This is a genomic window from Pseudomonas benzenivorans (assembly GCF_033547155.1).
GTDB lineage: Bacteria > Pseudomonadota > Gammaproteobacteria > Pseudomonadales > Pseudomonadaceae > Aquipseudomonas > Aquipseudomonas benzenivorans_B.
The window spans coordinates 639,968-665,658 of record NZ_CP137892.1 but is presented as its reverse complement, the minus strand read 5'-3'; the positions used below and the strand labels follow the sequence as shown (position 1 = coordinate 665,658).

General features: G+C 66.7%; 24 protein-coding genes and 1 pseudogene. 15 read left to right on the top strand and 10 right to left on the bottom strand.

Going from position 1 to position 25,691, the window contains the following annotated elements; translation table 11 throughout:
- Positions 1-41 precede the first annotated feature (41 nt).
- Complete coding sequence (locus tag SBP02_RS03090) at positions 42-1,028, top strand: 5'-nucleotidase (RefSeq protein WP_318644953.1); 987 nt, start codon at positions 42-44, stop codon at positions 1,026-1,028.
- Positions 1,029-1,265: 237 nt separating this feature from the next.
- On the opposite strand, the gene SBP02_RS03085 is transcribed toward SBP02_RS03090, so the two are convergent.
- Positions 1,266-1,697: a hypothetical protein gene (locus SBP02_RS03085; RefSeq protein ID WP_213639426.1), complete on the bottom strand. Its 432-nt coding sequence runs from the start codon at positions 1,695-1,697 to the stop codon at positions 1,266-1,268.
- Positions 1,698-2,372: 675 nt separating this feature from the next.
- Between SBP02_RS03085 and SBP02_RS03080 the strand changes: the two genes are divergently transcribed.
- Positions 2,373-3,410, top strand: coding sequence for a sodium:calcium antiporter (locus SBP02_RS03080; protein WP_318644952.1), 1,038 nt, complete (start codon positions 2,373-2,375; stop codon positions 3,408-3,410).
- A 201-nt stretch (positions 3,411-3,611) separates the two neighbouring features.
- Here SBP02_RS03080 and SBP02_RS03075 read toward each other — a convergent pair whose 3' ends face one another.
- Positions 3,612-5,108 (bottom strand): CoA-acylating methylmalonate-semialdehyde dehydrogenase, encoded by a 1,497-nt coding sequence (locus SBP02_RS03075; RefSeq protein ID WP_318644951.1) that lies wholly within the window; start codon positions 5,106-5,108, stop codon positions 3,612-3,614.
- Positions 5,109-5,222: 114 nt separating this feature from the next.
- Positions 5,223-6,569, bottom strand: a complete 1,347-nt coding sequence (locus SBP02_RS03070) for an aspartate aminotransferase family protein (protein WP_318644950.1) — start codon at positions 6,567-6,569, stop codon at positions 5,223-5,225.
- A 120-nt stretch (positions 6,570-6,689) separates the two neighbouring features.
- Here SBP02_RS03070 and SBP02_RS03065 point away from each other — a divergent pair, with 120 nt between their 5' ends.
- A complete protein-coding gene (locus SBP02_RS03065) occupies positions 6,690-7,610 on the top strand; it encodes a LysR family transcriptional regulator (protein ID WP_318644949.1) in 921 nt (306 codons plus the stop codon).
- A 45-nt stretch (positions 7,611-7,655) separates the two neighbouring features.
- Here SBP02_RS03065 and SBP02_RS03060 read toward each other — a convergent pair whose 3' ends face one another.
- Positions 7,656-8,543 (bottom strand): PA4780 family RIO1-like protein kinase, encoded by an 888-nt coding sequence (locus SBP02_RS03060; RefSeq protein ID WP_318644948.1) that lies wholly within the window; start codon positions 8,541-8,543, stop codon positions 7,656-7,658.
- A gap of 223 nt (positions 8,544-8,766) precedes the next feature.
- Here SBP02_RS03060 and ada point away from each other — a divergent pair, with 223 nt between their 5' ends.
- A complete protein-coding gene (gene ada, locus SBP02_RS03055; RefSeq protein WP_318644947.1) occupies positions 8,767-9,798 on the top strand; it encodes a bifunctional DNA-binding transcriptional regulator/O6-methylguanine-DNA methyltransferase Ada in 1,032 nt (343 codons plus the stop codon).
- 7 nt (positions 9,799-9,805) lie between these two features.
- On the opposite strand, the gene SBP02_RS03050 is transcribed toward ada, so the two are convergent.
- The 3 genes from SBP02_RS03050 to SBP02_RS03040 form a co-directional block, all read right to left on the bottom strand.
- A complete protein-coding gene (locus tag SBP02_RS03050) occupies positions 9,806-10,579 on the bottom strand; it encodes a sulfite exporter TauE/SafE family protein (RefSeq protein WP_318644946.1) in 774 nt (257 codons plus the stop codon).
- A gap of 195 nt (positions 10,580-10,774) precedes the next feature.
- Entirely contained in the window at positions 10,775-12,346 is a 1,572-nt protein-coding gene (locus SBP02_RS03045) for a BCCT family transporter (RefSeq protein ID WP_318644945.1), read from the bottom strand.
- A gap of 255 nt (positions 12,347-12,601) precedes the next feature.
- The gene (locus SBP02_RS03040; RefSeq protein WP_318644944.1) at positions 12,602-13,135 is read right to left on the bottom strand and encodes a YeiH family protein; all 534 of its coding nucleotides are present in this window, start codon (positions 13,133-13,135) and stop codon (positions 12,602-12,604) included.
- A 128-nt stretch (positions 13,136-13,263) separates the two neighbouring features.
- Between SBP02_RS03040 and SBP02_RS03035 the strand changes: the two genes are divergently transcribed.
- The 8 genes from SBP02_RS03035 to SBP02_RS03000 all read left to right on the top strand — a co-directional run bounded on the left by SBP02_RS03035 (position 13,264) and on the right by SBP02_RS03000 (position 20,072).
- Complete coding sequence (locus tag SBP02_RS03035) at positions 13,264-13,863, top strand: amino acid synthesis family protein (protein WP_318644943.1); 600 nt, start codon at positions 13,264-13,266, stop codon at positions 13,861-13,863.
- A gap of 24 nt (positions 13,864-13,887) precedes the next feature.
- The gene (locus SBP02_RS03030; RefSeq protein WP_318644942.1) at positions 13,888-14,721 is read left to right on the top strand and encodes an alpha/beta fold hydrolase; all 834 of its coding nucleotides are present in this window, start codon (positions 13,888-13,890) and stop codon (positions 14,719-14,721) included.
- A complete protein-coding gene (locus SBP02_RS03025; RefSeq protein ID WP_318644941.1) occupies positions 14,718-16,199 on the top strand; it encodes an aldehyde dehydrogenase in 1,482 nt (493 codons plus the stop codon). The genes SBP02_RS03030 and SBP02_RS03025 overlap by 4 nt, the downstream gene beginning before the upstream one ends.
- Before the next feature lie 32 nt (positions 16,200-16,231).
- On the top strand, positions 16,232-16,717 hold the full coding sequence (locus tag SBP02_RS03020; RefSeq protein WP_318644940.1) for a flavin reductase family protein: 486 nt from the start codon (positions 16,232-16,234) through the stop codon (positions 16,715-16,717).
- Between the two features lie 75 nt (positions 16,718-16,792).
- On the top strand, positions 16,793-18,244 hold the full coding sequence (locus tag SBP02_RS03015; protein ID WP_318644939.1) for an NAD-dependent succinate-semialdehyde dehydrogenase: 1,452 nt from the start codon (positions 16,793-16,795) through the stop codon (positions 18,242-18,244).
- Between the two features lie 25 nt (positions 18,245-18,269).
- On the top strand, positions 18,270-18,659 hold the full coding sequence (locus tag SBP02_RS03010) for a carboxymuconolactone decarboxylase family protein (protein WP_318644938.1): 390 nt from the start codon (positions 18,270-18,272) through the stop codon (positions 18,657-18,659).
- A 92-nt stretch (positions 18,660-18,751) separates the two neighbouring features.
- A complete protein-coding gene (locus tag SBP02_RS03005; protein WP_318644937.1) occupies positions 18,752-19,504 on the top strand; it encodes a GntR family transcriptional regulator in 753 nt (250 codons plus the stop codon).
- Between the two features lie 4 nt (positions 19,505-19,508).
- Entirely contained in the window at positions 19,509-20,072 is a 564-nt protein-coding gene (locus SBP02_RS03000) for an NUDIX hydrolase (RefSeq protein ID WP_318644936.1), read from the top strand.
- A 34-nt stretch (positions 20,073-20,106) separates the two neighbouring features.
- On the opposite strand, the gene SBP02_RS02995 is transcribed toward SBP02_RS03000, so the two are convergent.
- The gene (locus SBP02_RS02995; protein WP_318644935.1) at positions 20,107-20,400 is read right to left on the bottom strand and encodes a DUF1330 domain-containing protein; all 294 of its coding nucleotides are present in this window, start codon (positions 20,398-20,400) and stop codon (positions 20,107-20,109) included.
- 91 nt (positions 20,401-20,491) lie between these two features.
- Here SBP02_RS02995 and ribBA point away from each other — a divergent pair, with 91 nt between their 5' ends.
- The gene (gene ribBA / locus SBP02_RS02990) at positions 20,492-21,601 is read left to right on the top strand and encodes a bifunctional 3,4-dihydroxy-2-butanone-4-phosphate synthase/GTP cyclohydrolase II (protein WP_318644934.1); all 1,110 of its coding nucleotides are present in this window, start codon (positions 20,492-20,494) and stop codon (positions 21,599-21,601) included.
- 225 nt (positions 21,602-21,826) lie between these two features.
- A complete protein-coding gene (locus SBP02_RS02985) occupies positions 21,827-22,312 on the top strand; it encodes a flavin reductase family protein (protein WP_318644933.1) in 486 nt (161 codons plus the stop codon).
- A gap of 99 nt (positions 22,313-22,411) precedes the next feature.
- Here the strand turns inward: SBP02_RS02985 and SBP02_RS20855 are convergent, their stop codons facing one another.
- Together SBP02_RS20855 and SBP02_RS20850 are read right to left on the bottom strand one after the other, a co-directional pair.
- Positions 22,412-23,140, bottom strand: coding sequence for a methyl-accepting chemotaxis protein (locus SBP02_RS20855; RefSeq protein WP_404824380.1), 729 nt, complete (start codon positions 23,138-23,140; stop codon positions 22,412-22,414).
- 126 nt (positions 23,141-23,266) lie between these two features.
- A pseudogene (locus SBP02_RS20850) lies at positions 23,267-24,202 on the bottom strand (HAMP domain-containing protein); the annotation flags it as partial.
- 368 nt (positions 24,203-24,570) lie between these two features.
- On the opposite strand from SBP02_RS20850, the gene SBP02_RS02975 reads away from it, so the two are divergent.
- Complete coding sequence (locus SBP02_RS02975; RefSeq protein WP_318644931.1) at positions 24,571-25,614, top strand: LLM class flavin-dependent oxidoreductase; 1,044 nt, start codon at positions 24,571-24,573, stop codon at positions 25,612-25,614.
- Positions 25,615-25,691 lie beyond the last annotated feature (77 nt).

Below are 25,691 nucleotides of genomic sequence, written 5' to 3'. Positions count from 1 at the left end.
TTTGCAAGCCCAAAACAGATCAATTAGTGAGCCCTCAGTCCATGGCCATTGACTTTAAAAACACCTTAGTAATTGGCGTTTCATCTAGAGCGCTCTTCAACCTAGAAAAAGAAAATATAGTATTCGAAACCGGGACCATTGACGACTACAGGACCTACCAACTCGAGCACGAAGATGTAGTATTAGAAAAAGGCGCCGCATACTTTTTAGTCGAAGCCCTCCTAAAACTCAACAAATACTCAAAACAACCAGGGCAGCGCCTAGTAGAAGTAATAGTGATGTCAAAAAACTCCCCCGACACCGGCCTACGGATACACAACTCAATAAAGCATTACAATCTTGACATAACAAGATCAGCCTTCTCAGGTGGAGAATCCCTTGCCCCATTTCTCCAAGCATTCGATGTAGACCTACTCTTGACCAAACACAGTGAGGATGTACAAACCGCCATTGATACAGAGCAATGTGCTGCAGCAACTATCTATGACCCACCCTCCGACTACCTGCCAGACGAGGAGAGAATTCGTTTTGCATTTGACGCCGACGCAGTAATTTTCTCAGAGGAGTCCGAATATATATACAAAACCAGAGGAATGAGGCAATTCCAAACCAACGAACTAAACAACGAAGACATAGAACTAAAAGATGGACCCTTCGCAAAATTCATTCGCGTGCTGTCAACAATTCACAAGGAGATCGGCTCTGAGACATCTCCAATTAAAATATCTATTGTAACCGCCAGGAACAGCCCGGCGCATGTACGAGTAATAAAAACCCTTCGCAACTGGAACGTCTATGTGGATCAAGCTTTCTTTCTTGGAGGGCTACCCAAGGACAAAATACTTAAAGCATTGCGCCCACACATATTTTTTGATGACCAAAAAGTCCATGTAGAGCCCGCGTCAAAAATTGTCCCATCAAGCCAGGTGCCATACAAAACAAACTCACCACTGAGAAAATTCTTAGAGGACCAAGCAACCCTCGAACTGACATTAGTTAATGACCCCAAAAAACTTGTGGAGCCTTGACCAACATGTGGCCTGGATATCTGTAGGGTGGACAACGCGAAGCTTGTCCACCTTCGATCTCACGAAACCTGCATAGATCCGCCACAATGCTTTTCGCCCTTACGCCGAGTTACTTGATTCGCTTCGCTCACCCTTCGGGCCAGCCTGCGGCTGTTTACTCCGCTTCGCTCCGTTTCTTTTTGCTCGCGTAGCGACGCCCGGCGCGCAAGAGAAAGTAACCAAAGAGAAAACGCGCCCCTAGGCCAACGCTCCCCACATTTGCACCACGCCCAGCAGATGCACCAGCCCATAGACCAGGCATATCGCCGAGCTGACCACGATAAAGCGAACGCTGTGCCCAGTGCCGGCCAAGGCGAACGGTCCCAACAGACCACGCAGCAGATAGACCAAGGTAATCGCGCACAATGCAGGGCGCAGCAGAGGCAAGGGCTCGATCACCCCAGCACCGGACAGCGCATACGCCGCCCATGTAGCGAGTATCAGGGCAATTCCCGCCGTGACCACCGCAGGAAACCAGCGTCCGGCCTGGGCCGCCTGCACAAAGCGCTCGCCAGCGCCAAACAAGCGATACCAAGCAGGGCCGACCATGATCACCCCTAGATGCATCAGCGCCGCCAGCAGGCTGAGCCCGGCGCCGATCACCAGCGCGATGTTGTATTCGTTTGTCATTCCACCGCTCCTTGATGCGACTCCACCTTCGGTGAATCCAATGATTCACGCGCGGCAGCATAGCAAGTAGCCCATATTCTGATCGTGCCCACGCTCTGCGTGAGCACGCAGCCACAGACGCTCCGCGTCTGCGGGACGCAGAGCGCCCCCGTAGGGGTTCCCACGCTGAGCGTGGGAACCATCAACCACAACCCGCGCAAGCACGGGCAGGTGCTGCGGGTGGCCGATTGGCCGTGGCCGTCGTTCCATCGTTATGCACGGGAGGGCTTGTTGCCGGGGGATTGGGCGGGTGGCGAGGGGACGGACATCGATGCCGGAGAGCGCGGCGAAGATTGACGGGAGCCCCGATGGGTGTCGCTGTGCTCGCCCCATCCTACGAACTGGCAACTGCCGGTTGCCTCGCGCCAAGCGCGCCGGGGCTGATGCGCATTAGCCGCTACAGTTTTCCTAGCAGGCCGTTGAAAAACGTAGGCGAGGCAGGCAAGACAAGGCAAAAACGGCCGAAAAAGCGGAGTTTACGTGCTGTAAATGAGCATTTTGAGGCCGTTTTTAACGCAGTATTGCCAACGTAGGTAGTTTTTCAACGGCCTGCTAGGCGGATCGGGGCGGGTCTGCCCCATGGGCCGAGGCCACTGGCCAGCCCGATACACGCCGCCTACGGATCAAGGAGCACCTGTGTCTCTCTTCAACCCTGACAGCTGGACATTGCTGCAAGGCCTCGGCGTATTCGGCCTGTGCGCCCTGGTCATTGCCCTCGCGGGGACGCGCATCACCCGGGTGGTGGATCAGCTGGCCGACCAGACCGGTATCGGTGAGGCGGCGGCCGGCGCCGTGCTGCTGGGCGCCTCGACCTCGCTGGGCGGTTCGGTGCTGTCGGTCACCGCCGCCTGGAACGGCCATGCCGAACTGGCCGTCAGCAATGCCCTGGGCGGGATCGCCGTGCAAACCTTCTTTCTGGTGTTGTCGGACCTGGCGTACCCGCGGGCCAATCTGGAACATGCGGCGGCGTCCGTGCCGAACATGATGCAGAACGCCTTGTTGATCTCCCTGCTGGCCCTGGTGCTGCTAACCATCTACCTGCCGGACGCCACCCTCTGGCATATCCACCCCTCTACCCCGCTGCTGTTCGCCTTCTATGCCTATGGCCTGTGGCTGGTGCGGGGGGCTCAGCACTTCCCCCAGTGGCACCCGGACATCACCCGCGACACCCGTCAGGACCAACCGGACGACATCAGCCAGATGCCCAGCCTGGCGCGCCTGTGGAAGGAGTTCGCGCTGCTGATGCTGGTACTGGGCATCGCCGGCTGGGTGCTGGAGCCGGCGGCCACGGTGATTGCCGCACGGGCGGGTATCAGCCATACGGTCGTCGGTGTGATGCTGACGGCGATCAGCACCTCCATCCCCGAGCTGGTCACCTCGATCGCCGCCGTCCGCCGTGGCGCGCTGACCCTCGCGGTGGGCGGCATCATTGGCGGCAATGCCTTCGATGTGCTGTTCATCGCCGCGTCGGACATCGCCTACCGGCCGGGCTCCATCTACCACGCGATATCCGCCGATTCGGCCTTCTGGATCGCCCTGACCCTGCTCATGTCCGGCGTGCTGATCATGGGGTTGATTCGCCGGGAGCGCCGCGGTATCGCGCGGATTGGCGTGGAGGGCGTCGCCATTCTGCTGCTGTACCTGGGCGGCGTGAGCGTGCTGTTGCTGGGATAGCCCGTAGAATGGGATGAGCAAGTAGCCTGGATATCCCTAGGGTGGACAACGCGCAGCCTGTCCACCCTTGATTCGAGGGAGTTGATGGCTATCCCTGCGCTCAACCGCATCCTACGCGACGCAGGTCGAATCAGGCGTTGCCCCACAAAACAAGAAGGCCAGTCTCGCGACTGGCCTCTTGCGTTACCACCCTAGCAAGGCTTAGCCATTGCTGGGGAAGGCGAACTGCGCAGCCTCGTGGCTCTTGCGCGCCGGCCAGCGCTGGGTGACGGCCTTCTTGCGGGTGTAGAAGCGCACGCCGTCCGGGCCGTAGGCGTGCAGGTCGCCGAACAGCGAGCGCTTCCAGCCGCCGAAGCTGTGGTAGCTGACCGGTACCGGCAGCGGCACGTTGACGCCGACCATGCCCACCTCGATCTCGTCGACGAACAGGCGCGCCGCCTCGCCGTCGCGGGTGAAGATGCAGGTGCCGTTGCCGTACTCGTGCTCGTTGATCAGGGCCATGGCCTGTTCCAGGCTGTCGACGCGGACGATGCACAGCACCGGGCCGAATATCTCGTCGGTGTAGATGCTCATCTGCGGGCTGACCTTGTCGAACAGGGTGCCGCCGACGAAGTAGCCCTGCTCATGGCCGGCCACCTGCAGGCCGCGGCCGTCGACCACCAGTTCGGCACCGGCTTCGACGCCGGCGTCGATATAGCCGGTGACCCGCTCCTGGGCGGCACGGGTGACCAGCGGGCCCATGTCCAGGCCGCAGCTGGTGCCGGCGCCGATCTTCAGCGCCTGGATCTGCGGGGTGATCTTCTGCACCAGGGCGTCGGCGATCTGCTCGCCCACGCACACGGCCACCGAGATGGCCATGCAGCGCTCGCCGCAGGAGCCGTAGGCCGCGCCCATCAGCGCGCTGACGGCGTTGTCGAGGTCGGCGTCGGGCATCAGCACCGCATGGTTCTTCGCCCCGCCCAGGGCCTGCACGCGCTTGCCGCGTTTGGTGCCTTCGCTGTAGATGTACTCGGCGATCGGGGTCGAGCCGACGAAGCTCAGGGCCTTGACCTCCGGGGCCTCGATCAGTGCGTCGACCGCTTCCTTGTCGCCGTGCACCACGCTCAGCACGCCCTTGGGCAGGCCGGCCTCGTGCAGCAGTTCGGCGATGTACAGGGTGGAGCTGGGGTCGCGCTCGGAGGGCTTCAAGATAAAGCAGTTGCCGCAGACGATGGCCAGCGGGTACATCCACAGCGGCACCATGGCCGGGAAGTTGAACGGGGTGATGCCGGCGACCACGCCGACCGGCTGCAGGTCGCTCCAGGCGTCGATGTCCGGGCCGACGTTGCGGCTGTACTCGCCCTTGAGGATCTGCGGCGCGCCGCAGGCGAACTCGACGTTCTCGATGCCGCGCTTGAGCTCGCCGGCGGCGTCTTCCAGGGTCTTGCCGTGCTCCTCGCTGATCAGCCTGGCGATCTCGGCCTCGTGCTGCTCGAGCAGCTGCTTGAAGCGGAACATGACCTGGGCGCGCTTGGCCGGCGGGGTCTTGCGCCAGGCCGGGAAGGCGGCCTTGGCGGCGTCGATGGCCTGCTGCACGGTAGCGCGGTCGGCCAGGGCGACCTGGCCGGTCACGGCGCCGGTGGAGGGGTTGAACACATCGGCGGTGCGGCCGCTGGTGGCGATGCGCTCGCCGTTGATCAGGTGGGCGATGGGGGTCATGGGCTTCTCCGTTAATCGAATTCTGTAGGGTGGATAAGGCGAAGCTCATCCACCGTGCGGTCTTGTCTGTGGGTGGATAAGGCGCCGACTACGCGTCCCGATCCAGCCTGGGGCTTAATCCAGTTTGTTCAGGGTCTCGCCGACGGCGCCGAACAGGCGGTCGAGGTCGTCCATCCTGGCGTTGAAGGTCGGGCCGAACTGCAGGGTGTCGCCGCCGAAGCGCACGTAGAAGCCGGCCTGCCACAGGGCCATGCCGGCCTCGAACGGGCGGATCACCGGGTCGCCGTCACGCGGGGCGATCTGCAGGGCGCCGGCCAGGCCGCAGCTGCGGATGTCGACGATGTGCTTGGCGCCCTTGAGGTCATGCAGGGCCGCGGCGAACTGGGGCGCCAGCTCGGCGGCCTGCTGCACCAGGTTCTCGCGCCCCAGCAGCTCCAGCGAGGCCAGGCCGGCGGCGCAGGCCACCGGGTGGGCCGAGTAGGTGTAGCCGTGGGCGAACTCGACCATGTGCTCGGGCGAGGGCTGCTGCATGAAGGTGTCGTAGATCTCGCTGCTGGCGATCACCGCGCCCAGGGGGATGGCGCCGTTGGTGATCTGCTTGGCGGTATTCATGATGTCCGGGGTCACGCCGAAGTACTCGGCGCCGCTCCATTTGCCCATGCGCCCAAAGGCGGTGATCACCTCGTCGAAGATCAGCAGGATGTTGTGCTGATCGCAGATCTCGCGCAGGCGCGGCAGGTAGCCCACCGGCGGCGCGATGACCCCGGCCGAGCCGGACATCGGCTCGACTATGACCGCGGCGATGTTCGAGGCGTCGTGCAGTTCGATCAGCTTGAGCAATTCGTTGGCCAGCTCGACGCCGCCGGTTGCGGCCATGCCCGGGGTGTAGGCCAGGTGCGGCTGCAGGGTGTGCGGCAGGTGGTCGACGTCCATGAACTGGCCGAACATCTTGCGGTTGCCGCCGATGCCGCCGAGGCTGGTGCCGGCGATGTTGACGCCGTGGTAGCCGCGGGCACGGCCGATGAGCTTGGTCTTGGCCGGCTGGCCCTTCAGGCGCCAGTAGGCCCTGGCCATCTTCACCGCGGTGTCGGCGCACTCGGAGCCGGAGCCGGTGAAGAACACGTGGTTGAGGCTGCCCGGCATCAGGTCGGCAATCTGCTCGGCCAGCTTGAACGACAGCGGGTGGCCGTACTGGAAGCCCGGCGAGTAGTCGAGGGTGCCGAGCTGCTTGGCCACCGCCTCCTGGATCTCCTGGCGCGAGTGGCCGGCGCCGCAGGTCCACAGGCCGGACAGGCTGTCGTAGACCTTGCGGCCCTTGTCGTCGGTCAGCCAGCTGCCTTCGGCCGCGACGATCAGGCGCGGGTCGCGCTGGAAGTTGCGGTTGGCGGAAAACGGCATCCAGTGGGCATCCAGCTTGAGCTGGCTGGCCAGGGACGGGGTGGCGGTCTGCGGCATGTTCATCGGCGGCCTCGCAAGGAAGGGCGGTGTTCTTGTGTGGGGTACTTGCGAGTAAAGGTGCCACGGGCATAAAGTCAGTAAAACACAACTCTTTTAATCTTTAGTTAACTGGACGCTAAACCAATGACCACCCACCGCCCGGTCCCGCTGGCCCAGGTCAGCGACTTCGAGATCCGCCTGCTCAAGCTGTTTCGCAGCGTGGTGGAATGCGGCGGTTTCTCCGCCGCCGAGAGCGTGCTGGGCATCGGTCGCTCGGCCATCAGCCAGCAGATGAGCGACCTGGAGCAGCGCCTGGGCCTGCGCCTGTGCCAGCGTGGCCGCGCCGGCTTCGCCCTGACCGAGGAAGGCCGCGAGGTGTACCAGTCGACCCAGCAGTTGCTGGCGGCGCTGGAGAGCTTTCGCACCGAGGTCAACGGCCTGCACCAGCACCTGCGCGGCGAGCTGAACATCGGCCTGACCGACAACCTGGTGACGGTGCCGCACATGCGCATCACCCACGCCCTGGCGCGCCTCAAGGAGCGCGGACCGGAGGTGCGCATCCATATCCGCATGACGCCGCCGAGCGAGGTGGAACAGGGGGTGCTCGACGGCCGCCTGCACATCGGCGTGGTGCCCCAGGCCGGCGCCCTCTCAGGGCTGGAGTACCAGAGCCTGTACGACGAGCGCTCGCTGCTGTACTGCGCGGTGGGCCATCCGCTGTTCTACGTCGACGACCGGGAGCTGGAGGACGCGCGCCTGGATGCCCAGGACGCCATCGCCCCGACCTTCCGCCTGCCGCCGGAAATCCAGAGCCATTATCAGCAGCTCAACTGCACCGCCAGCGCCTCGGACCGCGAGGGCATGGCCTTCCTGATCCTCACCGGACGCTATATCGGCTACCTGCCGGACCACTACGCCGCGGCCTGGGTCCAGCAGGGCCGCCTGCGCGCGCTGAAACCCGGCACGCGCTACTACGACCTCAGCCTGGCGTCGGTGACGCGCAAGGGCCGCCGCCCGCACCTGGTGCTGGAGAGCTTTCTCGAGGCCTTGGCGGCGAGCGGCTGAGCGAAGGGGCGGCGCCCCGACTGGGGGCGGGCCGCCGGGAGGGGATCACTGCATCCAGGGCGGCGGCGGTTCGGCGCCGGCGGGCGCCTCCTCGGCATTGAGCAGGGCCTGGCGCCGTGCTTCCTCGGCCAGGGCGGCCTTGATCTCGCGCATCACCGCGTCGATATCGGCGGCGTCCTCGGGCTCGGCGAACTCGCCGGTCAGCCGGCTGTCCGGGGTCAGCTTGCCTTCCTCGTACAGCGCCCACATCTCCTTGGCGTACTTGGTGTACCTGAGCTCCGGGGCGAACTGGCCGAAGTAGGCGGCCATGTTGCCGACGTCGCGCTCGAGCATCTTGAACGCGTGGTTGTTGCCGGCCGCATCCACCGCCTGGGGCAGGTCGATGATCACCGGCCCCTCGGGGCCGAGCAGCACGTTGAACTCGGAGAGGTCGCCATGCACCAGGCCGGCGCAGAGCATCTTCACCACTTCCTGGATCATGAAGGCGTGGAACTCGCGGGCGTCCTCCGGGTGCAGGTCGACGTCGTTGAGCCGCGGCGCCACGCCGCCCTCGCCGTCGTCGACCAGTTCCATCAGCAGCACGCCCTCGAGGAAGTCGTAGGGCTTGGGCACCCGCACCCCGGCGCCCGCCAGGCGGAACAGCGCCGCCACCTCGGCGTTCTGCCAGGCGTCTTCCTGGCCCTTGCGGCCGTACTTGGAGCCCTTGGCCATGGCCCGCGCGTCGCGGCTGTTGCGCACCTTGCGGCCCTCCTGGTACTCCACGGACTGGCGAAAGCCGCGCTTGTTGGCCTCCTTGTAGACCTTGGCGCAACGCAACTCGTCGCCGCAGCGCACCACGAACACCGCGGCCTCCTTGCCGCTCATCAGTGGGCGTATGACCTCGTCGACCAGACCATCCTCGACCAGGGGTTCAATACGTTTGGGTGTCTTCATCGGTGTGGATCGCGGCTCCTAGGCTGGCCAATGCGCTAATGCCGCCCCTTATACGGCAATCGGCCCGCAGCGCCCAGCCCGCAGCGACCATCGTGCGGCCCGTGAGCCGTCCAGGCGCCCGCAAATACTGACCTGGCGCTGAGCGCATTTTGAAAGCGCGATTCGGATTGGCGACGGCGCCAGCAGGGCCGACAATCGAACCATAGTCCCACGGAGCCGCGCCATGCTCGACCCCGACCTTTGCTGGCAAGCCGTCTGCAGCCGCGATGCCGCCTATGATGGCCAGTTCGTCTTCGCCGTGCGCTCCACCGGCATCTACTGCCGGCCGAGCTGCCCGGCGCGGCGACCGCTGCGCGCCAACGTCAGCTTTCACCCCGACGCGGCCAGCGCCGAGGCCGCCGGCTTCCGTGCCTGCCGGCGCTGCACGCCTCAGGGCGCCAGCCCGGCCGAACAGCTGGATGAGCTGGTCGCCGCCGCCTGCCAGCTGCTCGGCGAACTGCAGCCCACCCCGACCCTCGCGCAGCTGGCCGCACGCATCGGCCTGTCGCCCTCCCATCTGGTACGGGCCTTCAAATCCCGCACCGGGCTGACGCCCAAGGCCTGGATCGACGCTCAGCGACGCGCGGCGCTGGAGGCGCGCCTGCCCCGGGCCGACTCGGTGCTGGACGCGGCGCTGGCGGCCGGCTACTCCGGCACCCGCGCGCTGTACGAGCGGGACGACGGCCTGAGCCCGGCGCAACGCCGCCGTGGCGGCGCCGGCGAATACCTGCGTTACGGTATCGCCCCCTGCCCGCTCGGCCAGCTGCTGCTGGCGGCCAGCGCCAAGGGGGTGTGCGCCCTGCTGTTCGGCGACGAGGTCGCGCAACTGGAAGACGAGCTGCGCCAACGCTTCGCCGCCGCCGAGCTGCAACGCGACGACGCCGGCCTGGGCGACTGGCTGCAACGGGTGGTGGCGCAGATCGAAGAGCCCGAGCGCGCCGCCCGGCTGCCCCTGGACCTACGCGGTACGGCCTACCAGCAGCAGGTGTGGCAGGCGCTGCGGCAGATTCCAGCGGGCCAGACCCGCGGCTACGGCGAACTGGCCGCCGCGCTCGGCAGCCACCCCCGTGCCGTGGCCCGGGCCTGCGCCAGCAATCCCCTGGGCCTGCTGGTGCCCTGTCACCGGGTGGTGGCGGCCGACGGCACGCTGGGGGGCTATCGCTGGGGCACGGCCCGCAAGGCGGCGCTGCTGCGCCGCGAACAGCTGGCAGACTGAGGCGGCCTCAACCCCGATACAGGGCCAGCAGCTCGGGCAGGGCCTCGGCGATCAGGCTGCCCCCGGCCAGCACCAGCAGTGCGAAGACCAGCCAACGTACCGTGCGCAGCGACAGCTTCGGCGGATAGCGGCGCACCAGCCAGCTGAGCAACATGACCAGCGGCAGGGCCTCGGCGCTGAGCCACAGGGTGGTCAGCGACAGCTCGCCCTGGGCCGCCACCAGGCCCAGGCGCATGGCCGCGTTGCAGGCGAATACGGTGATCAGGGTGTTGCGGATCAGCTCGTACCCCAGGGGCTGGCGATACAGGTGATAGACGATCGGCGGCCCGCCGCTGGAGAATAGGCCGTTGAGCACGCCGCAGAGGCCGCCGGCCACCCAGAACGCCGGCGCCCCGGACAGCCGTTCGCGCGGTTTGCTCTGTACCACCAGCATCAGGCTGGCGACGAGAATCACCCCGCCGAGCAACAGGCGCAGCCAAGCGATCTGCCGGCCATCCAGGGCACCGAGCCCCCAGATGCCCAGGCACACGCCGAGCAGGCTGCTGATCAACAGGGGCATGAGGATGCGCCGATCCAGCTGCGGCTTGGGGCCGGCCACCGTGACCAGGGCATTGCCCAGGGTGAGGATGCTGATCACCACCGCCACTTCGCCGAGCGGTATCAGCTGCAGGATGGCCACCAGGCCGATGAGAATCAGGCCGAAGGCGAAACCGGTCAGGCACTGGGCAAAGGTGGCCAGGGCCACGCAGAGCAGAAACAGCAGGTGCACGTCCAGGCTCATGCCAACATCCTTATCGGGCCCGCGAGCCCTCGTTGCGAGCGGCCCGCGGGCCGGCCGATGAAGCAGGCCGCCACTGTAGCGCGAACGGCGCCAGAACGGCGCGGCCCGCGAGGCCCTTCGTCGATGACAAGGGACCTCGCGGGCCGGCCAGTGGCGTCACCCCGAACCAGCGGCGACGCCTAGGTTGTCCGGGCCTCAGGCGCCCGGGACGGCGCGGGCGCACAGCGCCTCGCCCTCTTCCTGATGCAGCGCGCGCACCAGGCTGTAGCAAATCACCAGCAGCACCACGGAGAACGGCAGCGCCGCGGCGATGGTGGCCGCCTGCAGGCCCTTCAGGCCGCCGGCCAGCAGCAGCACGCCGGCCAGGGCGCCCAGGCCCAGACCCCAGATGACGCGGAAGCGCTGCGGCGGGTTCTGGTTGCCCATGGACAGGATGGTGCAGATCACCAGGGTCGCAGAGTCGGCCGAGGTGACGAACCAGCTGATGATCATCAGGGTCGCCAGGCCGGCCATGGCCATGGTCGCCCAGGACACGTTCAGGCCCTCGATGGTCTTGTACAGCACCATGGTCACGTCGGAGTTGGCCACCGCGTTGAGGTCGATGGCGCCGGCCAGCTGCAGCGACACGCCGGTACCGCCCATGATCACGATCCACAGGAAGGCGCCCAGGGTCGAGGCGAGCATGCCGCCCAGGACTACCTGGCGCACGGTGCGGCCACGGGAGATGCGGGCGATGAACATGCCGACGAACGGGCCCCAGGACAGCCACCAGCCCCAGTAGAAGATGGTCCACCAGCCCTGCCACTGCCGCTCGGGGTTGGAGTCGGTCCACATACCCATGGGGATGAAGGTGGCCAGGTAGTCGCCCAGGCTGGTGGCGTACAGACCCAGCAGGAACACGGTCGGCCCGGCCAGCAGCAGGAACAGGAAGAGGATGCTGCTCAGGCGGATGTTCCACTCGCTGAGCCAGAGAATGCCCTTGCGCACCCCGGAGACCGCCGACAGGGTGGCGACCACCGCGGTCCCGGCGATCAGGATCAGCTGGTTGGCGGTGGAGATCTCGACGCCGAACATGTAGTTCAGACCGGCGTTCATCTGCGATACGCCCAGCCCCAGGGTGGTGGCGGTGCCGAACAGGGTGCTGAAGATCGCCAGCAGGTCGACGGCATGGCCGATGGGGCCGTAGATGCGCTCGCCGATCAGCGGGTAGAGCGCCGATCGCACGGTCAGCGGCAGGCCGCGTCGGTAGGTGAAGTAGGCCAGGACCAGGCCGACGATGATGTAGATGCACCAGCCGTGCAGACCCCAGTGGAACATGGTCACGCGCAGGGCGATCTGCGCCGCTTCCGGCGTATTCGCTGCGACCCCGGCCATGTCCATGAAGGGGTTGCCCTGCATGTGCATCAGCGGCTCGGCGATGCTCCAGAACAGCAGGCCGGTACCGACCGCGGCGCTGAACAACATGGCGAACCAGGAGAAGTTGCTGAATTCCGGGCGCTCGTCCTCGCGCCCCAGACGCAGGTTGCCGAAACGGCTGAGCCCGACCCAGAAGGTGAAGAACAACACGCCGCTGACCACGGCCACGTAATACCAGCCCAGGGAGCTCTCGATCCACTGCTTGATGCCGGTGTACAGACCGTTGGCCAGCTCGCTGTAGGACACGGTGAACAGCACGAAGGCCAGCACCATCACCAGGGATGAGATGGCCATCGTCGGATTGACGCCTGCGAACAGACGCTGGGTGCCTTGCATAGGATGTTCGCTCACGAGCGCGCCTCCTCCTTATTTTTGTATGGGACACACATAGGTGCTTGTCGCGACCGCGAGGGGCACTGTGGCCCCCGCGCCCTCTGCAACCAGAGAGCTGCAGGCAGCAGCAATCGCTCCGACCATGGTATACCACACACCATAATACGGTAAACCCATTCGACACCCAGCGATAAAGACTCTGACGCAACCGCCTGTGGCCTCGTTACGGCACCTCCTCTTGCCCCCAGAACTATCCGACGGAGCGCCGCCTAGCTAGCGCGCGCCGATCAGCCATTGATTGGGGAAAAAACCGCCCACGATCAGCAGCAGGAACAGGATCAGCGCCAGCACCATGGGCCCGGCGCCCGCCTGACAAATGGTGCTCCAGCGCGTCTGCACGCCGAGGGCGGCCATGGCGATGGCCAGGGTGAACTGGCTGACGAGCCGAATGGCCGGCATGAGTGCCGGCGGCAAGACCTGCAGGCTGTTGCTGCCGGCGGCGGCGACGAAGCCCAGGACGAACCAGGGGATCACCAGCTTGCCACCGCCCTCGCCGTCACCGCGGCGCGCCAGGAAGGTGCTGAGCAGCAGGATGAAGGGCGCGAGCATCATCACCCGGATCAGCTTGACCACCACCGCCGCTTGCAGCGCCTCGCCGCCTACGGCCTCCCCGGCGGCGACCGCCTGGGCCACCTCGTGCACGGTGCTGCCTATATAGATGCCGAACGCCTGCTCGCTCATGCCGGAGAACTGGTAGATCAGCGGATAGCTGAACATCGCCAGGGTGCCTGCCAGCGGGGAAGCCACAGGCTCGCCCTCCACTACAGGCGCCACCCCCTGTCGCACCTCGACTGCAACAGGATTTGCACAAGTCGTATTATGGTATACCATGATACCGACTTAGATGCCCCCCCTTCAGCAGCCAGGAGAGCCTCATGAGCTTCGAAATCCGCAAGATCGTCAGCTACGTGGAAGAAACCCTTATCGAAGGTGGCAAGGCCACCGACAAGCCGATCACCATGGTCGGCCTGGCAGTCGTGATGAAGAACCCCTGGGCCGGCCGCGGCTTCGTCGAAGATATCCGCTCCGAACTCAACCCCCACGCCTCCGAGCTGGGTGCGTTGATGGTCGAGCGCCTGAGCGCCGCCATTGGCGGCGCCGACAAGATCGAAGCCTACGGCAAGGCCGCCGTGGTCGGCGCCGACGGCGAGATCGAGCACGCCTCCGCGGTGATCCACAACCTGCGCTTCGGCAACCACTACCGCCAGGCGGTGAACGCCAAGAGCTACCTGAGCTTCACCAACAAGCGCGGCGGCCCTGGCACCTCGATCCAGATCCCGATGATGCACAAGGACGACGAAGGCGCACGCTCGCACTACGTCACCCTGGAAATGCAGATCGAAGACGCACCGCGCGCCGACGAGATCGTCGTGGTCCTGGGCGCCTCCGACGGTGGCCGCCTGCACCCGCGCATCGGCAGCCGCTACATCGACCTGGAAGAACTGGCCGCCGAGCAAGCCCAGCAGGCTCAGTAATCACCGGTCAGTGCAGGAGCGCCCATGACACTACTCACCGCTGAACGCACCCCCGCCGGCACCAGCTACCTGGCGACCGGCCAAGGCCAACCCGTGGTCCTGATCCACGGCGTAGGCCTGAATAAAGAGATGTGGGGCGGACAGATCGTCGGCCTGGCTCCGCACTACCGGGTCATCGCCTACGACATGCTCGGCCATGGCGCCAGCCCACGCCCGGCCAGCGGCACGGACCTGGTCGGCTATGCCGAGCAGCTGCTCGAGCTGCTCGACCACCTGGAACTGGCTCAGGCCAGCATCATCGGCTTCTCCATGGGCGGTCTGATCGCCCGGGCCTTCGCCCTGCACTACCCGCAGCGCACCGGCGGCCTGGTGGTGCTCAACAGCGTGTTCAACCGCAGCCCGGAGCAGAGCGCCGGGGTGATCGAACGCGCCCGCCAGGTCGCCGAGCACGGCCCCAACGCCAACGCCGAGGCGGCCCTGGCGCGCTGGTTCAGCCGCGAATACCAGGCGGCCAACCCGGCGCAGATCGCCGCGCTGCGCCAGACCCTGGCCAGCAACGATCCGCAGGGCTACCTGACCACCTACGAGCTGTTCGCCACCCAGGACATGTACCGGGCCGATGCCCTGCACGGCATCCGCGTGCCGGCCCTGATCGCCACCGGCGAGCTGGACCCCGGCTCGACTCCGCAGATGGCCCGCGAGTTGGCCGCGCGCATTCCCGGCGCAGAGGTCGCCGTACTCGCCGAGCAGCGGCATATGATGCCGGTAGAGTCGCCGCGCCTGGTCAACCAGCTGCTGCTCGACTTCCTCCATCGCGCCCAGACCATAGAGAACCCAGCAGAGGGGATCGTTGCATGACACTCACGCGCTTTCAGATGTGCATCGACGGCCAATGGGTCGATGCCCTTTCCGGCAAGACCTTCCACAGCCTCGACCCGGCCCATGCCGAGCCCTGGGCCGAGCTGCCCGACGCCGCCGAAACCGACGTCGAGCGCGCCGTGCAGGCCGCGCAAGCGGCCTTCGACGGCGCGGCCTGGCGCGGCCTGACGGCCACCGCCCGGGGCAAGCTGCTGCGTCGCCTGGGCGACCTGATCGCCGAGAACAAGGAGCGCCTGGCCCAGCTGGAGAGCCGCGACAACGGCAAGCTGATCCGCGAGACCCGCGGCCAGGTCGGCTACCTGCCGGAGTTCTTCCATTACACCGCGGGCCTGGCCGACAAGCTCGAAGGCGGCACCCTGCCGCTGGATAAGACCGACATGTTCGGCTACACGGTGCACGAGCCGCTCGGCGTGGTGGCGGCGATCATCCCCTGGAACAGCCCGCTGTACCTCACCGCGATCAAGCTGGCACCGGCCCTGGCCGCCGGCAACACCGTGGTGCTCAAGCCCTCCGAGCACGCCTCGGCGACCATCCTCGAGCTGGCCCGCCTGGCCCTGGAAGCCGGCATTCCGCCGGGCGTGGTCAACGTGGTCACCGGCTACGGCCCGAGCACCGGTGCCGCGCTGACCCGCCACCCGCTGGTGCGCAAGATCGCCTTCACCGGCGGCGCCGCCACCGCCCGCCACGTGGTGCGCAGCAGCGCGGAGAACTTCGCCAAGCTGTCGCTGGAGCTGGGCGGCAAGTCGCCGAACATCATCTTCGCCGACGCCGACCTGGACAGCGCCATCAACGGCGCCGTCGCCGGCATCTATGCCGCCTCGGGGCAGAGCTGCGTGTCCGGCTCGCGCCTGCTGGTACAGGACGCGATCTACGACGAATTCGTCGAGCGCCTGGTCGAGCGCGCCCGGCGCATCCGCATCGGCAACCCGCAGGACGACAGCAGCGAGATGGGCCCCATGGCCACCGCGCAGCAGCTGGCGGTGGTCGAAGGCCTGGTCGCCGACGCCCTGGCCGAAGGCGCGAAGCTGCGCCTGGGCGGCAAGCGCCCGCAGATCGAGGGCAACGGCTGGTACTACGAGCCGACCCTGTTCGAGTGCGACAGCAACTCGATGAAGATCATGCAGGAAGAGGTGTTCGGCCCGGTCGCCTCGGTGATCCGCTTCAAGGACGAGGCCGAGGCCCTGGCCATCGCCAACGACTCGCAGTTCGGCCTGGCCGCCGGCATCTGGACCCGCGACCTGGGCCGCGCCCACCGCCTGGCCCGCGACGTGCGCTCCGGCATCATCTGGGTCAACACCTACCGCGCGGTCTCGGCCATGGCGCCGATCGGCGGCTTCAAGAACAGCGGCTACGGTCGCGAGAGCGGCATCGACTCGGTGCTCGCCTACACCGAGCAGAAGACGGTGTGGATCAACCTCTCGCAGGCGCCCATGGCCGACCCCTTCGTGATGCGTTGAGCGCACCGCAACCGTATTCAGAGAGAGCAAAAATGATCGAACCCGGCATTTACAAAGAGGTGATGGGCTCCTTCCCCTCCGGCGTCACCGTGGTCACCTGCCTCGACCAGGACGGCGGCATCGTCGGCATCACCGCCAGCGCCTTCAGCGCCCTGTCCATCGACCCGGCGCTGGTGCTGTTCTGCCCCAACTACGCCTCGGACTCCTACCCGGTGCTTTGCGCCAGCAAGCGCTTCGCCATCCACCTGCTGTCCGCCGAGCAGAAGGCCGAGGCCTACGCCTTCGCCGGCAAGGGCAAGGACAAGGCCAAGGGCATCGACTGGCACCTCAGCGAGCGGGGCAACCCGCTGCTGAACAACGCCACCGCGATCATCGAGTGCGAGCTGTGGCGCGAGTACGACGGCGGCGACCACGCCATCATCGTCGGCGCGGTGCAGAACCTGATCCTGCCCGAGACCGAGGTCACGCCCATGGTCTATCACCGCGGCAAGCTCGGCGCCCTGCCCGCCATCGCCTGAGCCGGATCGCAGACTTTTTCGGGGTCGCCTGCCGTTCACCCTGGTGGCGGCCCCTTTTTTATTTTCGGAGCCGACATGACCCCAGCAGCCGCGCAACTGTTCCGCCAGCAGGCCTATATCGACGGCCAATGGTGCGACGCCCAGGACGCCTCCACCCAGGACATCTTCAACCCGGCCAACGGCGCCCTGATCGGCCGGGTGCCGAACATGGGCAGCGCCGAAGCCCAGCGCGCCATCGCCGCCGCCAACGCCGCCTGGCCGGCCTGGCGCGCGCGCACCGCCAAGGAGCGCAGCGCCGTCCTCAAGCGCTGGCACGCGCTGATGCTGGAGCACGCCGACGCCCTGGCCGAAATCCTCACCCTGGAGCAGGGCAAGCCGCTGGCCGAGGCCAAGGGCGAGGTCCTGTATGCCGCCAGCTTCATCGAATGGTTCGCCGAGGAAGCCAAGCGCATCTACGGCGACACCATCCCCAGCCACAAGGGCGATGCGCGCATCGTGGTGAGCAAGGAGCCGATCGGCGTGGTCGCCGCCATCACCCCGTGGAACTTCCCCGCTGCGATGATCACCCGCAAGGCCGGCCCGGCCCTGGCCGCCGGCTGCCCGTGCATCGTCAAGCCGGCGCCGGAGACGCCCTTCTCCGCCCTGGCCATGGCCGCCCTGGCCGAACAGGCCGGCGTCCCGGCGGGCATCTTCAACGTCATCACCGGCGACGCGGTGGCCATCGGCGGCGAGCTGACCGCCAGCCCGGCGGTGCGCAAGCTGTCCTTCACCGGCTCCACGGCGATCGGCAAGCTGCTGATGGCCCAGTGCGCCGACACCCTGAAGAAGGTCTCCCTGGAGCTGGGCGGCAACGCGCCGTTCATCGTCTTCGACGACGCCGACCTGGAGCGTGCGGTCGAGGGCGCGCTGATCGCCAAATACCGCAACGCCGGGCAGACCTGCGTGTGCGTCAACCGCTTCCTGGTGCAGGAGGGCATCTACGAGGCGTTCGTGACCCGCCTGGCCGAGCGAGTGGCCGAATTCAAGGTCGGCGACGGCTTCGCGTCCGGCGTCACCCAGGGCCCGCTGATCAACGAGCGTGCCGTGGCCAAGGTCGAAGACCACGTGCAGGACGCCCTGGGCAAGGGTGCGCGCCTGCTCTGCGGCGGCGAGCGCCACGCCCTGGGCCACGGCTTCTTCCAGCCCACGGTGCTGGCCGACCTGAGCCTGGAGATGAAGGTGGCCCGCGAGGAGACCTTCGGCCCGCTGGCCGCGGTGTTCCGCTTCAGCGGCGAAGCCGAGGCCGTGCAGCTGGCCAACGACACCGAGTACGGCCTGGCGGCCTACTGCTACACCCGCGACCTGGGCCGCGCCTGGCGCATGAGCGAGGCGCTGGAATATGGCATGGTCGGTATCAACGAGGGGCTGATCTCCACCGAGGTGGCGCCCTTCGGCGGGGTCAAGGCCTCGGGCCTGGGGCGCGAAGGCTCCAAGTACGGCATCGAGGACTACCTCGAGATCAAATACACCCTGATGGGCGGCCTGTGACGGCCCGCCCCCGAAGGAGAGCAGCATGAGCAACGACAAGTACGAGAAGGGCCTGGCGATCCGCACCCAGGTGCTGGGCGAGGCCTATGTCAGTAAGTCGATCGACAACGCCGACGACTTCAACCGCCCCCTGCAGGAGCTGGTCACCGAGTACTGCTGGGGCCACGTGTGGGGCCGCGAGGGTTTGTCCCTGGCCGAACGCAGCATGATAAACTTGGCGATGATTTCGGCACTCAATCGCCCGCACGAACTGAAGCTGCATATCCGCGGCGCCCTGCGCAACGGCCTGAGCCGTGAGCAGATTCGCGAGATCCTGCTTCAGGTCGGCATTTACTGCGGCGTGCCAGCCGCCGTGGACAGTTTCCGCATCGCCCGCGAGGCTTTCGCCGAGGCCGATGCCGAAAGCCAACCGTAACAACTGGCTGAAGGAAGCATCCCGAGCACCCTCGATCCAGGATCTGGGTGCTTTTTGCTTTTTTACGGACAGTCTCAACCAGAGCGGAATCCATGAAACGCCTGCCCCTCGACGATAGCTTCAAGGTCAATCGCAACCCCGTTACCCTGCGCGAGATCGTGCTGGATAAGCTGCGCAGCGCCATCATGAACTTCCAGCTGCTGCCCGGCGACCGCCTGGTCGAGCGCGACCTGTGCGACCGCCTCGGGGTCAGCCGCACCTCGGTGCGCGAGGCCCTGCGCCACCTGGAGTCCGAGGGCCTGGTGGAGTTCGCCGACGCCCGCGGCCCGCGGGTGGCCATCATCACCCTGGAGGACGCCCGCGACATCTACGAGCTACGCTGCGTGCTCGAGGGCCTGATCGTCCAGCTGTTCACCCTCAACGCCAAGGCCAAGGACATCCGCGCCCTGGAGCGCGCCCTGGAGGACAACCGTCGGGTGCTCGAGGAGGGCGAGCTGCAGCAGGTGCTCGACTCGGTGCAGGGCTTCTACGACGTGCTGCTGGAAGGCTCCGGCAACCACATCGCCGCCACCCAGCTGCGCCAGCTGCAGGCGCGCATCAGCTACCTGCGCGCCACCTCGGTGTCCCAGGCCAACCGCCGCGGCAGCAGCAACCAGGAGATGGAGCGCATCGTCGCGGCGATCAAGAGCGGCGACCCGCTGGCCGCCCACCAGGCTTCGGTGGACCATGTGCGCGCCGCCGCCAAGGTGGCCCTGGACTACCTCAGGTCCAAGCAGGACGACGCCGGCACGCCCCGCGAGATCGCCACGCCGATCGCCCTCAAAGACCCGCGCATCGGACGCTGAGGCCGTGCCCGCCCCGCGCTTCTGCCCCCAGTGTGGCGCCGACCGCCTGAGCCGCCGGGTACCGCCCGGCGACAGCCATGAACGGCTGATGTGCGCGGACTGCGCCTACATCCACTACGAAAACCCGAAGATCATCGCCGGCTGCATCATCGAACAGGACGGCAAGTACCTGCTGTGCCAGCGCGCCATCGCCCCGCGCCCCGGTACCTGGACCCTGCCGGCGGGCTTCATGGAAGGTGGCGAGACCACCGAGCAGGCGGCCCTGCGCGAGGTGTGGGAGGAGACCGGGGTGCGCGCGGACATCGTCTCGCCCTATTCGATCTTCAGCGTGCCGAAGATCAGCGAGGTGTACATCATCTTCCGCGCCGTGGTGGTGGAAGTGACCGGCAGCTTCGGTCCGGAGACCCTCGACTACCGCTTCTTCGCCCCCGAGGAAATTCCCTGGGAAAGCATCTACTACCCGGCCATCCGGCAGATCCTCGAGCGTTACATCGAGGAGCGCCAGGCCGGGGTCTACGGCATCTACATCGGCAACGACGACAGCGGCAAGGTGCACTTTATCCGCTGAGGCCGCCGGCCCTCGCGGGCCGGACCCAGCGCCCTCAGGGCGCGCAGCCTTCGACTATGATCACCTCGGCGACCGCCGCACCCTGGCGGTGGCCGCAGGCCTCCTGGTACTCCGCCGAGTTGTAGCAGGCCAACGCCTGCTCGTAGGAGTCGAACTCGATGACCACGTTGCGCGGCGGCGTCGCCCGCCCCTCCAGCGCCTGGGCGCGGCCGCCGCGGGCGAGAAAGGTGCCGCCGTACTTGGCGAACGCCGCCGGCGCCCGCCGGGTGTATTCGCCGTACTGCTCGGGGTCCGTCACCTCGACATGGGCGATCCAGTAAGCCTTCATCCTGCCTCCGCTATTCGTCACTTGTGCGTATTATGGTATACCATAAAGCCTGCCGCACATCCTCATCCATCGCAACCCCGAGAGCACTGGCATGGCATTCAACAGCATCGAAGAAATCATCGAGGACTACCGCCAGGGCAAGATGGTCCTGCTGGTCGACGACGAAGACCGCGAGAACGAGGGCGACCTGCTGCTGGCGGCGGAACGCTGCACGCCGGCGGCGATCAACTTCATGGCCCGCGAGGCCCGCGGCCTGATCTGCCTGACCCTGACCGACGCGCACTGCCAGCGCCTGGGACTGGAGCAGATGGTACCGAGCAACAGCAGCGCCTTCTCCACCGCCTTCACCATCTCCATCGAGGCCGCCAGCGGGGTGACCACCGGCATCTCCGCCGCCGACCGCGCGCGCACCGTGCTGGCCGCCGTGGCGCCGGACGCCAAGGCCGAGGACCTGGTGCAGCCCGGGCACATCTTCCCGTTGCGCGCCCGCGACGGCGGCGTGCTCAACCGCGCCGGGCACACCGAGGCCGGCTGCGACCTGGCGCGCCTGGCCGGCTTCAGCCCGGCGTCGGTCATAGTCGAGGTGATGAACGAGGACGGCAGCATGGCCCGCCGCCCCGATCTGGAAAGATTCGCCGCCCAGCACGGCATCAAGATCGGCACCATCGCCGACCTGATCCACTACCGCCTGAGCACCGAGCACACCGTGACCCGCATCGGCGAGCGCGAGCTGCCCACCGTGCACGGCGACTTCCGCCTGATCACCTACGAGGACCGCATCGAAGGCGGCGTGCACATGGCCATGGTCATGGGCGAGATCGAGCGCGACGTCCCCACTCTGGTGCGGGTGCACGTGATCGACCCGCTGCGCGACCTGGTCGGCGCCGAATACACCGGACCGCAGAACTGGACGCTGTGGGCGGCGCTGCAGAAGGTCGCCGAGGAAGGTCGCGGCGTGGTGGTGGTGCTGGCCAACAACGAGTCGTCCCAGGCCCTGCTGGAGCGGGTGCCGCAACTGACCCAGCCGCGCCAGCAGTTCAACCGCTCGCAGTCGCGCATCTACTCCGAGGTCGGCACCGGCGCGCAGATCCTCCAGGACATCGGCGTCGGCAAGCTGCGCCACCTCGGCGCCCCGCTGAAGTACGCCGGCCTCACCGGCTACGACCTGGAAGTGGTGGAAACCCTGACCTTCGGCGCCTAAGCGCCGTCAGGCGGCCCTCGGCATGGGCCGCCCGCCGGCCGACAGCGCGCACGCCGGGACAGGGTGGCCGCTACGCCTGTCGGCGGATCGCCGACAGGCGACTAAAGCGCTTGCATAGCCAGTATTACGGTATACCATCAGACACAACGCGCCACCCGCCTGGTGGCGACCCCCGACTCCTTCCCCTGCGCTGCCGGGTGCAGCATGTCTCCGGAGGTCTCCCAGATGATCGATGCAAGTGCCTACAAACAAGTCATGGGTTCCTTCCCCTCTGGCGTCACCGTGATCACCACCCTGGACGATAACGGCGGGCTGGTCGGCATGACCGCCAGCGCCTTCAGCTCCCTGTCGATGGACCCGGCCCTGGTGCTGTTCTGCCCCAACTACAGCTCCGACTCCTACCCGGCGCTGATCAAGCGCAAGCGCTTCGCCATCCACCTGCTGTCGGCCGAGCAGCAGGGCGAAGCCTATGCCTTCGCCCGCAAGGGCAGCGACAAGGCCCAGGGCATCGAGTGGACCCTCAGCGAGCTGGGCAACCCCATCCTGAGCAAGGCCACGGCGATCATCGAGTGCGAGCTGTGGCGCGAATACGAGGGCGGCGACCACGCCATCCTGGTCGGCGCGGTGAAGAACCTCATAGTGCCGCAGCAGGAGGTGATCCCGATGGTCTACTGCCGCGGCAAGATGGGCGCCCTGCAAGCCTTCGCCTGACGCCCCGCGACGCCCTCCGGTCGCCGCCACGGCGACCTCTGCCCCCATCCTCCGATCGCCTCGCTCCCGGCACCCATGCCGGGAACGGGGCGCCCCCGCTCAAGTGCGAAAACGCCGGACCAGGGCGTTGAGCTCGTCGGACAGACCGGTGAGCCGCTGCGCGTCATCGCGGGTGGAGCCGGCCAGCTCGGCCACCAGCTGCGCATCGCCGTGGATCTGGCTGATGTGCCGGTTGATGTCCTCGGCCACCTGATGCTGCTCCTCGGCGGCGGTGGCGATCTGGCTGTTCATGTCGCGAATCACGTCCACCGATTCGCGGATCTGCTCGAAACTGGCGCTCGCCGCATTGATCGAGCCGACGCTCTGCTGGGATACCGTCAGGCTGCCGCGCATCTGCACGCCCATCTGCTGGGTGCGCTGGGCCAGCTTGCCGAGCAGGTCGTCGATCTCGCCGGTGGTATCGGCGGTGCGCTTGGCCAGGGCGCGCACCTCGTCGGCGACCACCGCGAAGCCGCGCCCCTGCTCGCCGGCCCGGGCCGCCTCGATGGCCGCGTTGAGGGCCAGCAGGTTGGTCTGTTCGGCGATCGAGCGGATGGTGCCGAGAATCGACTGGATGTCGCTGCTGTCCTGCTCCAGCTGCAGCATGGCGTCGGCGGACTGCTCGATCTCCCGACTGAGCTGGTTGACGCTGCCGACCGCCGCATCGATCTGGCGCTGGCCGTCGTGGGCCTGGCGCTGGCCGTTCTCGGCGGACTCGGCGGCCTGGCTGCAGGAGCGCGCCACCTCGTTGGCGGTCATGACCATCTCGTGGAAGGCGGTGGAGACCATGTCCACCGCCTCGCGCTGGCGCCCGGCGGCCTCGGCCATCTCCGCGGCCAGGCTGCTGGAGCTGCCGGAGGCGCGGTGGATCTGCACCGCCGCCTGGCCGATGCGCTGGATCAGCTGGCGGATGGCGCCGAGAAACTGGTTGAACCAGCCGGCCAGTTGCGCGGTTTCGTCGCGGCCGCGCACCGTCAGGCTGCCGGTCAGGTCGCCCTCGCCCTGGGCGATGCTCTCCAGACTGCCGGTCACCGCGCGGATCGGCCGTACCAGCAGGCCGGCGAACCAGGCACCGACGCCGGCGAACAGCAGCGCCAGCAGCACCGCGATCAGGGCGATGCCCCAGGTCAGGCGGGTCGCGCCGCTCATCACCTCGCTCTCGCGCACCAGGCCGACGAAGCGCCAGCCCAGCTGCGCGGAGGGCCAGACATGGGCCATGTAGCGCTCGCCGTCCAGCTCGACCTCCACCAGGCCCCGATCGGCACTGCCGAGCCGGGCATAGGCCTCACCCAGTTCGCGCAACGGCTTGAAGTTGTGCGCCGGCTCGCTGGGGTCGACCAGCACCGTGCCGTCGCGCTCCATGAGCATCAGGTAACCGCTGTCGCCCAGCTTGATCTGCTTGACGATGTCGGTCAGCTGCTGCAGCGACACGTCGATATTCACCACCCCGCCCGGGTTGCCCAGGCGATTGGCGAAGCTGCGCACGGTGCTGACCAGCACCACGTCGTCGGCGGCCCAGTAGTAGGCCTCGGTACGCTGGGTCTGGCCGGGCTGGGCCATGGCCCGCCGGTACCAGGGTCGGCTGCGCGGGTCGTAGCCGCTGAGCTTGGGATCGCCGGGCCAGAACACGTAACCGCCCTCCTGGGTGCCCAGCGACAGGTAGGCATAGGCCGGATGGCTGGCGGCCAGGCCGGCGAACAGCTCGAACAGGCGCCGGTCCTGCGCGCCCATGGGCGTGGCGGCGGCATCCGCCGCGACATAGCTCTTCAGCCCGCCGTCGATGGCCGCGAGCCGCGGGTGATCGGCGAGAAACTCGACGTTCTGGCTGATGCCCTGGAAGAACAGCTGCATGGCGTTGTCGACCTGGCGAATCTCCCGGCCGCTGCTGTCGAGAAAGCCCGTGCGCGCCTCGCTGCGCAGGTTGAGCACGATCAACACGGCAACCAGGATGACCGGTACGCAGGCGATGACCGCGAAGGCCAGGGTGAGTTTTTGCTTGATGTTCATCCTCTATCCTTGTTCTGAGGGGCTATCCGGTGGGCAGAAAGATTTTGCGGATATTACGTATTATGGTATACCAATAATACGCGAGAGGCGGCGTCTTGTGCTGGGGTATCAGCCATCGCCGCAGGCTCACATCGATGCAGCGCGCAGCGCTCTTAACCCCCGCGGCCAACCCCGTGTCGAGGCCGACTACACCCAGGTTCGAGGTAAGCGTCATGAAGTTTTCTTTGTTCGTGCACATGGAGCGCTACGACGAGCAGATCAGCCATCGTCAACTGTTCGAGAATCTCACCGAACTGACCCTGATGGCCGAGGCCGGCGGCTTCAGCACCGTCTGGATCGGCGAACACCACGCGATGGAATACACCATCTCGCCGAGCCCCATGCCGCTGCTGTCCTACCTGGCGGGCAAGACCACGACCATCCGCCTCGGCGCCGGCACCATCATTGCGCCGTTCTGGCACCCCATCCGCGTCGCCGGCGAATGCGCCCTGCTCGACGTGATCAGCAACGGGCGCATGGAAGTGGGCCTGGCCCGCGGCGCCTACCAGTACGAATTCGACCGCATGGCCGGCGGCATGCCGGCCTCCTCCGGCGGCCAGCACCTGCGCGAGATGGTCCCGGTGGTCAAGGCCCTGTGGCAGGGCGACTACGCCCACGACGGCGAGCTGTGGAAGTTCCCCACCGCCACCTCCTCGCCCAAGCCGGTGCAGCAGCCTGGCCCGCCCGTGTGGATCGCCGCCCGCGACCCCGACTCGCACAACTTCGCGGTGAAGCACGGCTGCAACGTGATGGTCACCCCGCTGATGAAGGGCGACGAGGAAGTGGTCGACCTGATGAACAAGTTCGAGACCGCCCTGGCCAACAACCCGGAGGTGCCGCGCCCGCAACTGATGGTGCTGCGCCATACCCACGTGCACAGCCCAGAAGACAGCGAAGGCTGGAGGGTCGGCGCCCAGGCCATCTCGCGCTTCTACCGCACCTTCGACGCCTGGTTCGGCAACAAGCAGACCCCGGTCAACGGCCTGCTGGCGCCGAGCCCCGAGGAGAAGTTCAAGGAGCGCCCAGAGTTCGAGCTGGAGAACATCCACAAGAACACCATGATCGGCACCCCCGAGGAGATCATCGCGCGCATCCGCCATTACCAGGAGCTGGGCGTCGACGAGTTCAGCTTCTGGGCCGACAACGGCCTGTCCCACGAGGAAAAGAAGAAGTCCCTGGCGCTGTTCATCCAGCACGTGGTGCCGGCCTTCCGCTGAGCCCCAGCTGAGCAGTACAGAAGAGCCGGATCAGCGATGATCCGGCTTTTTTCGTTCGGCCGCGGGGATGCGCATCC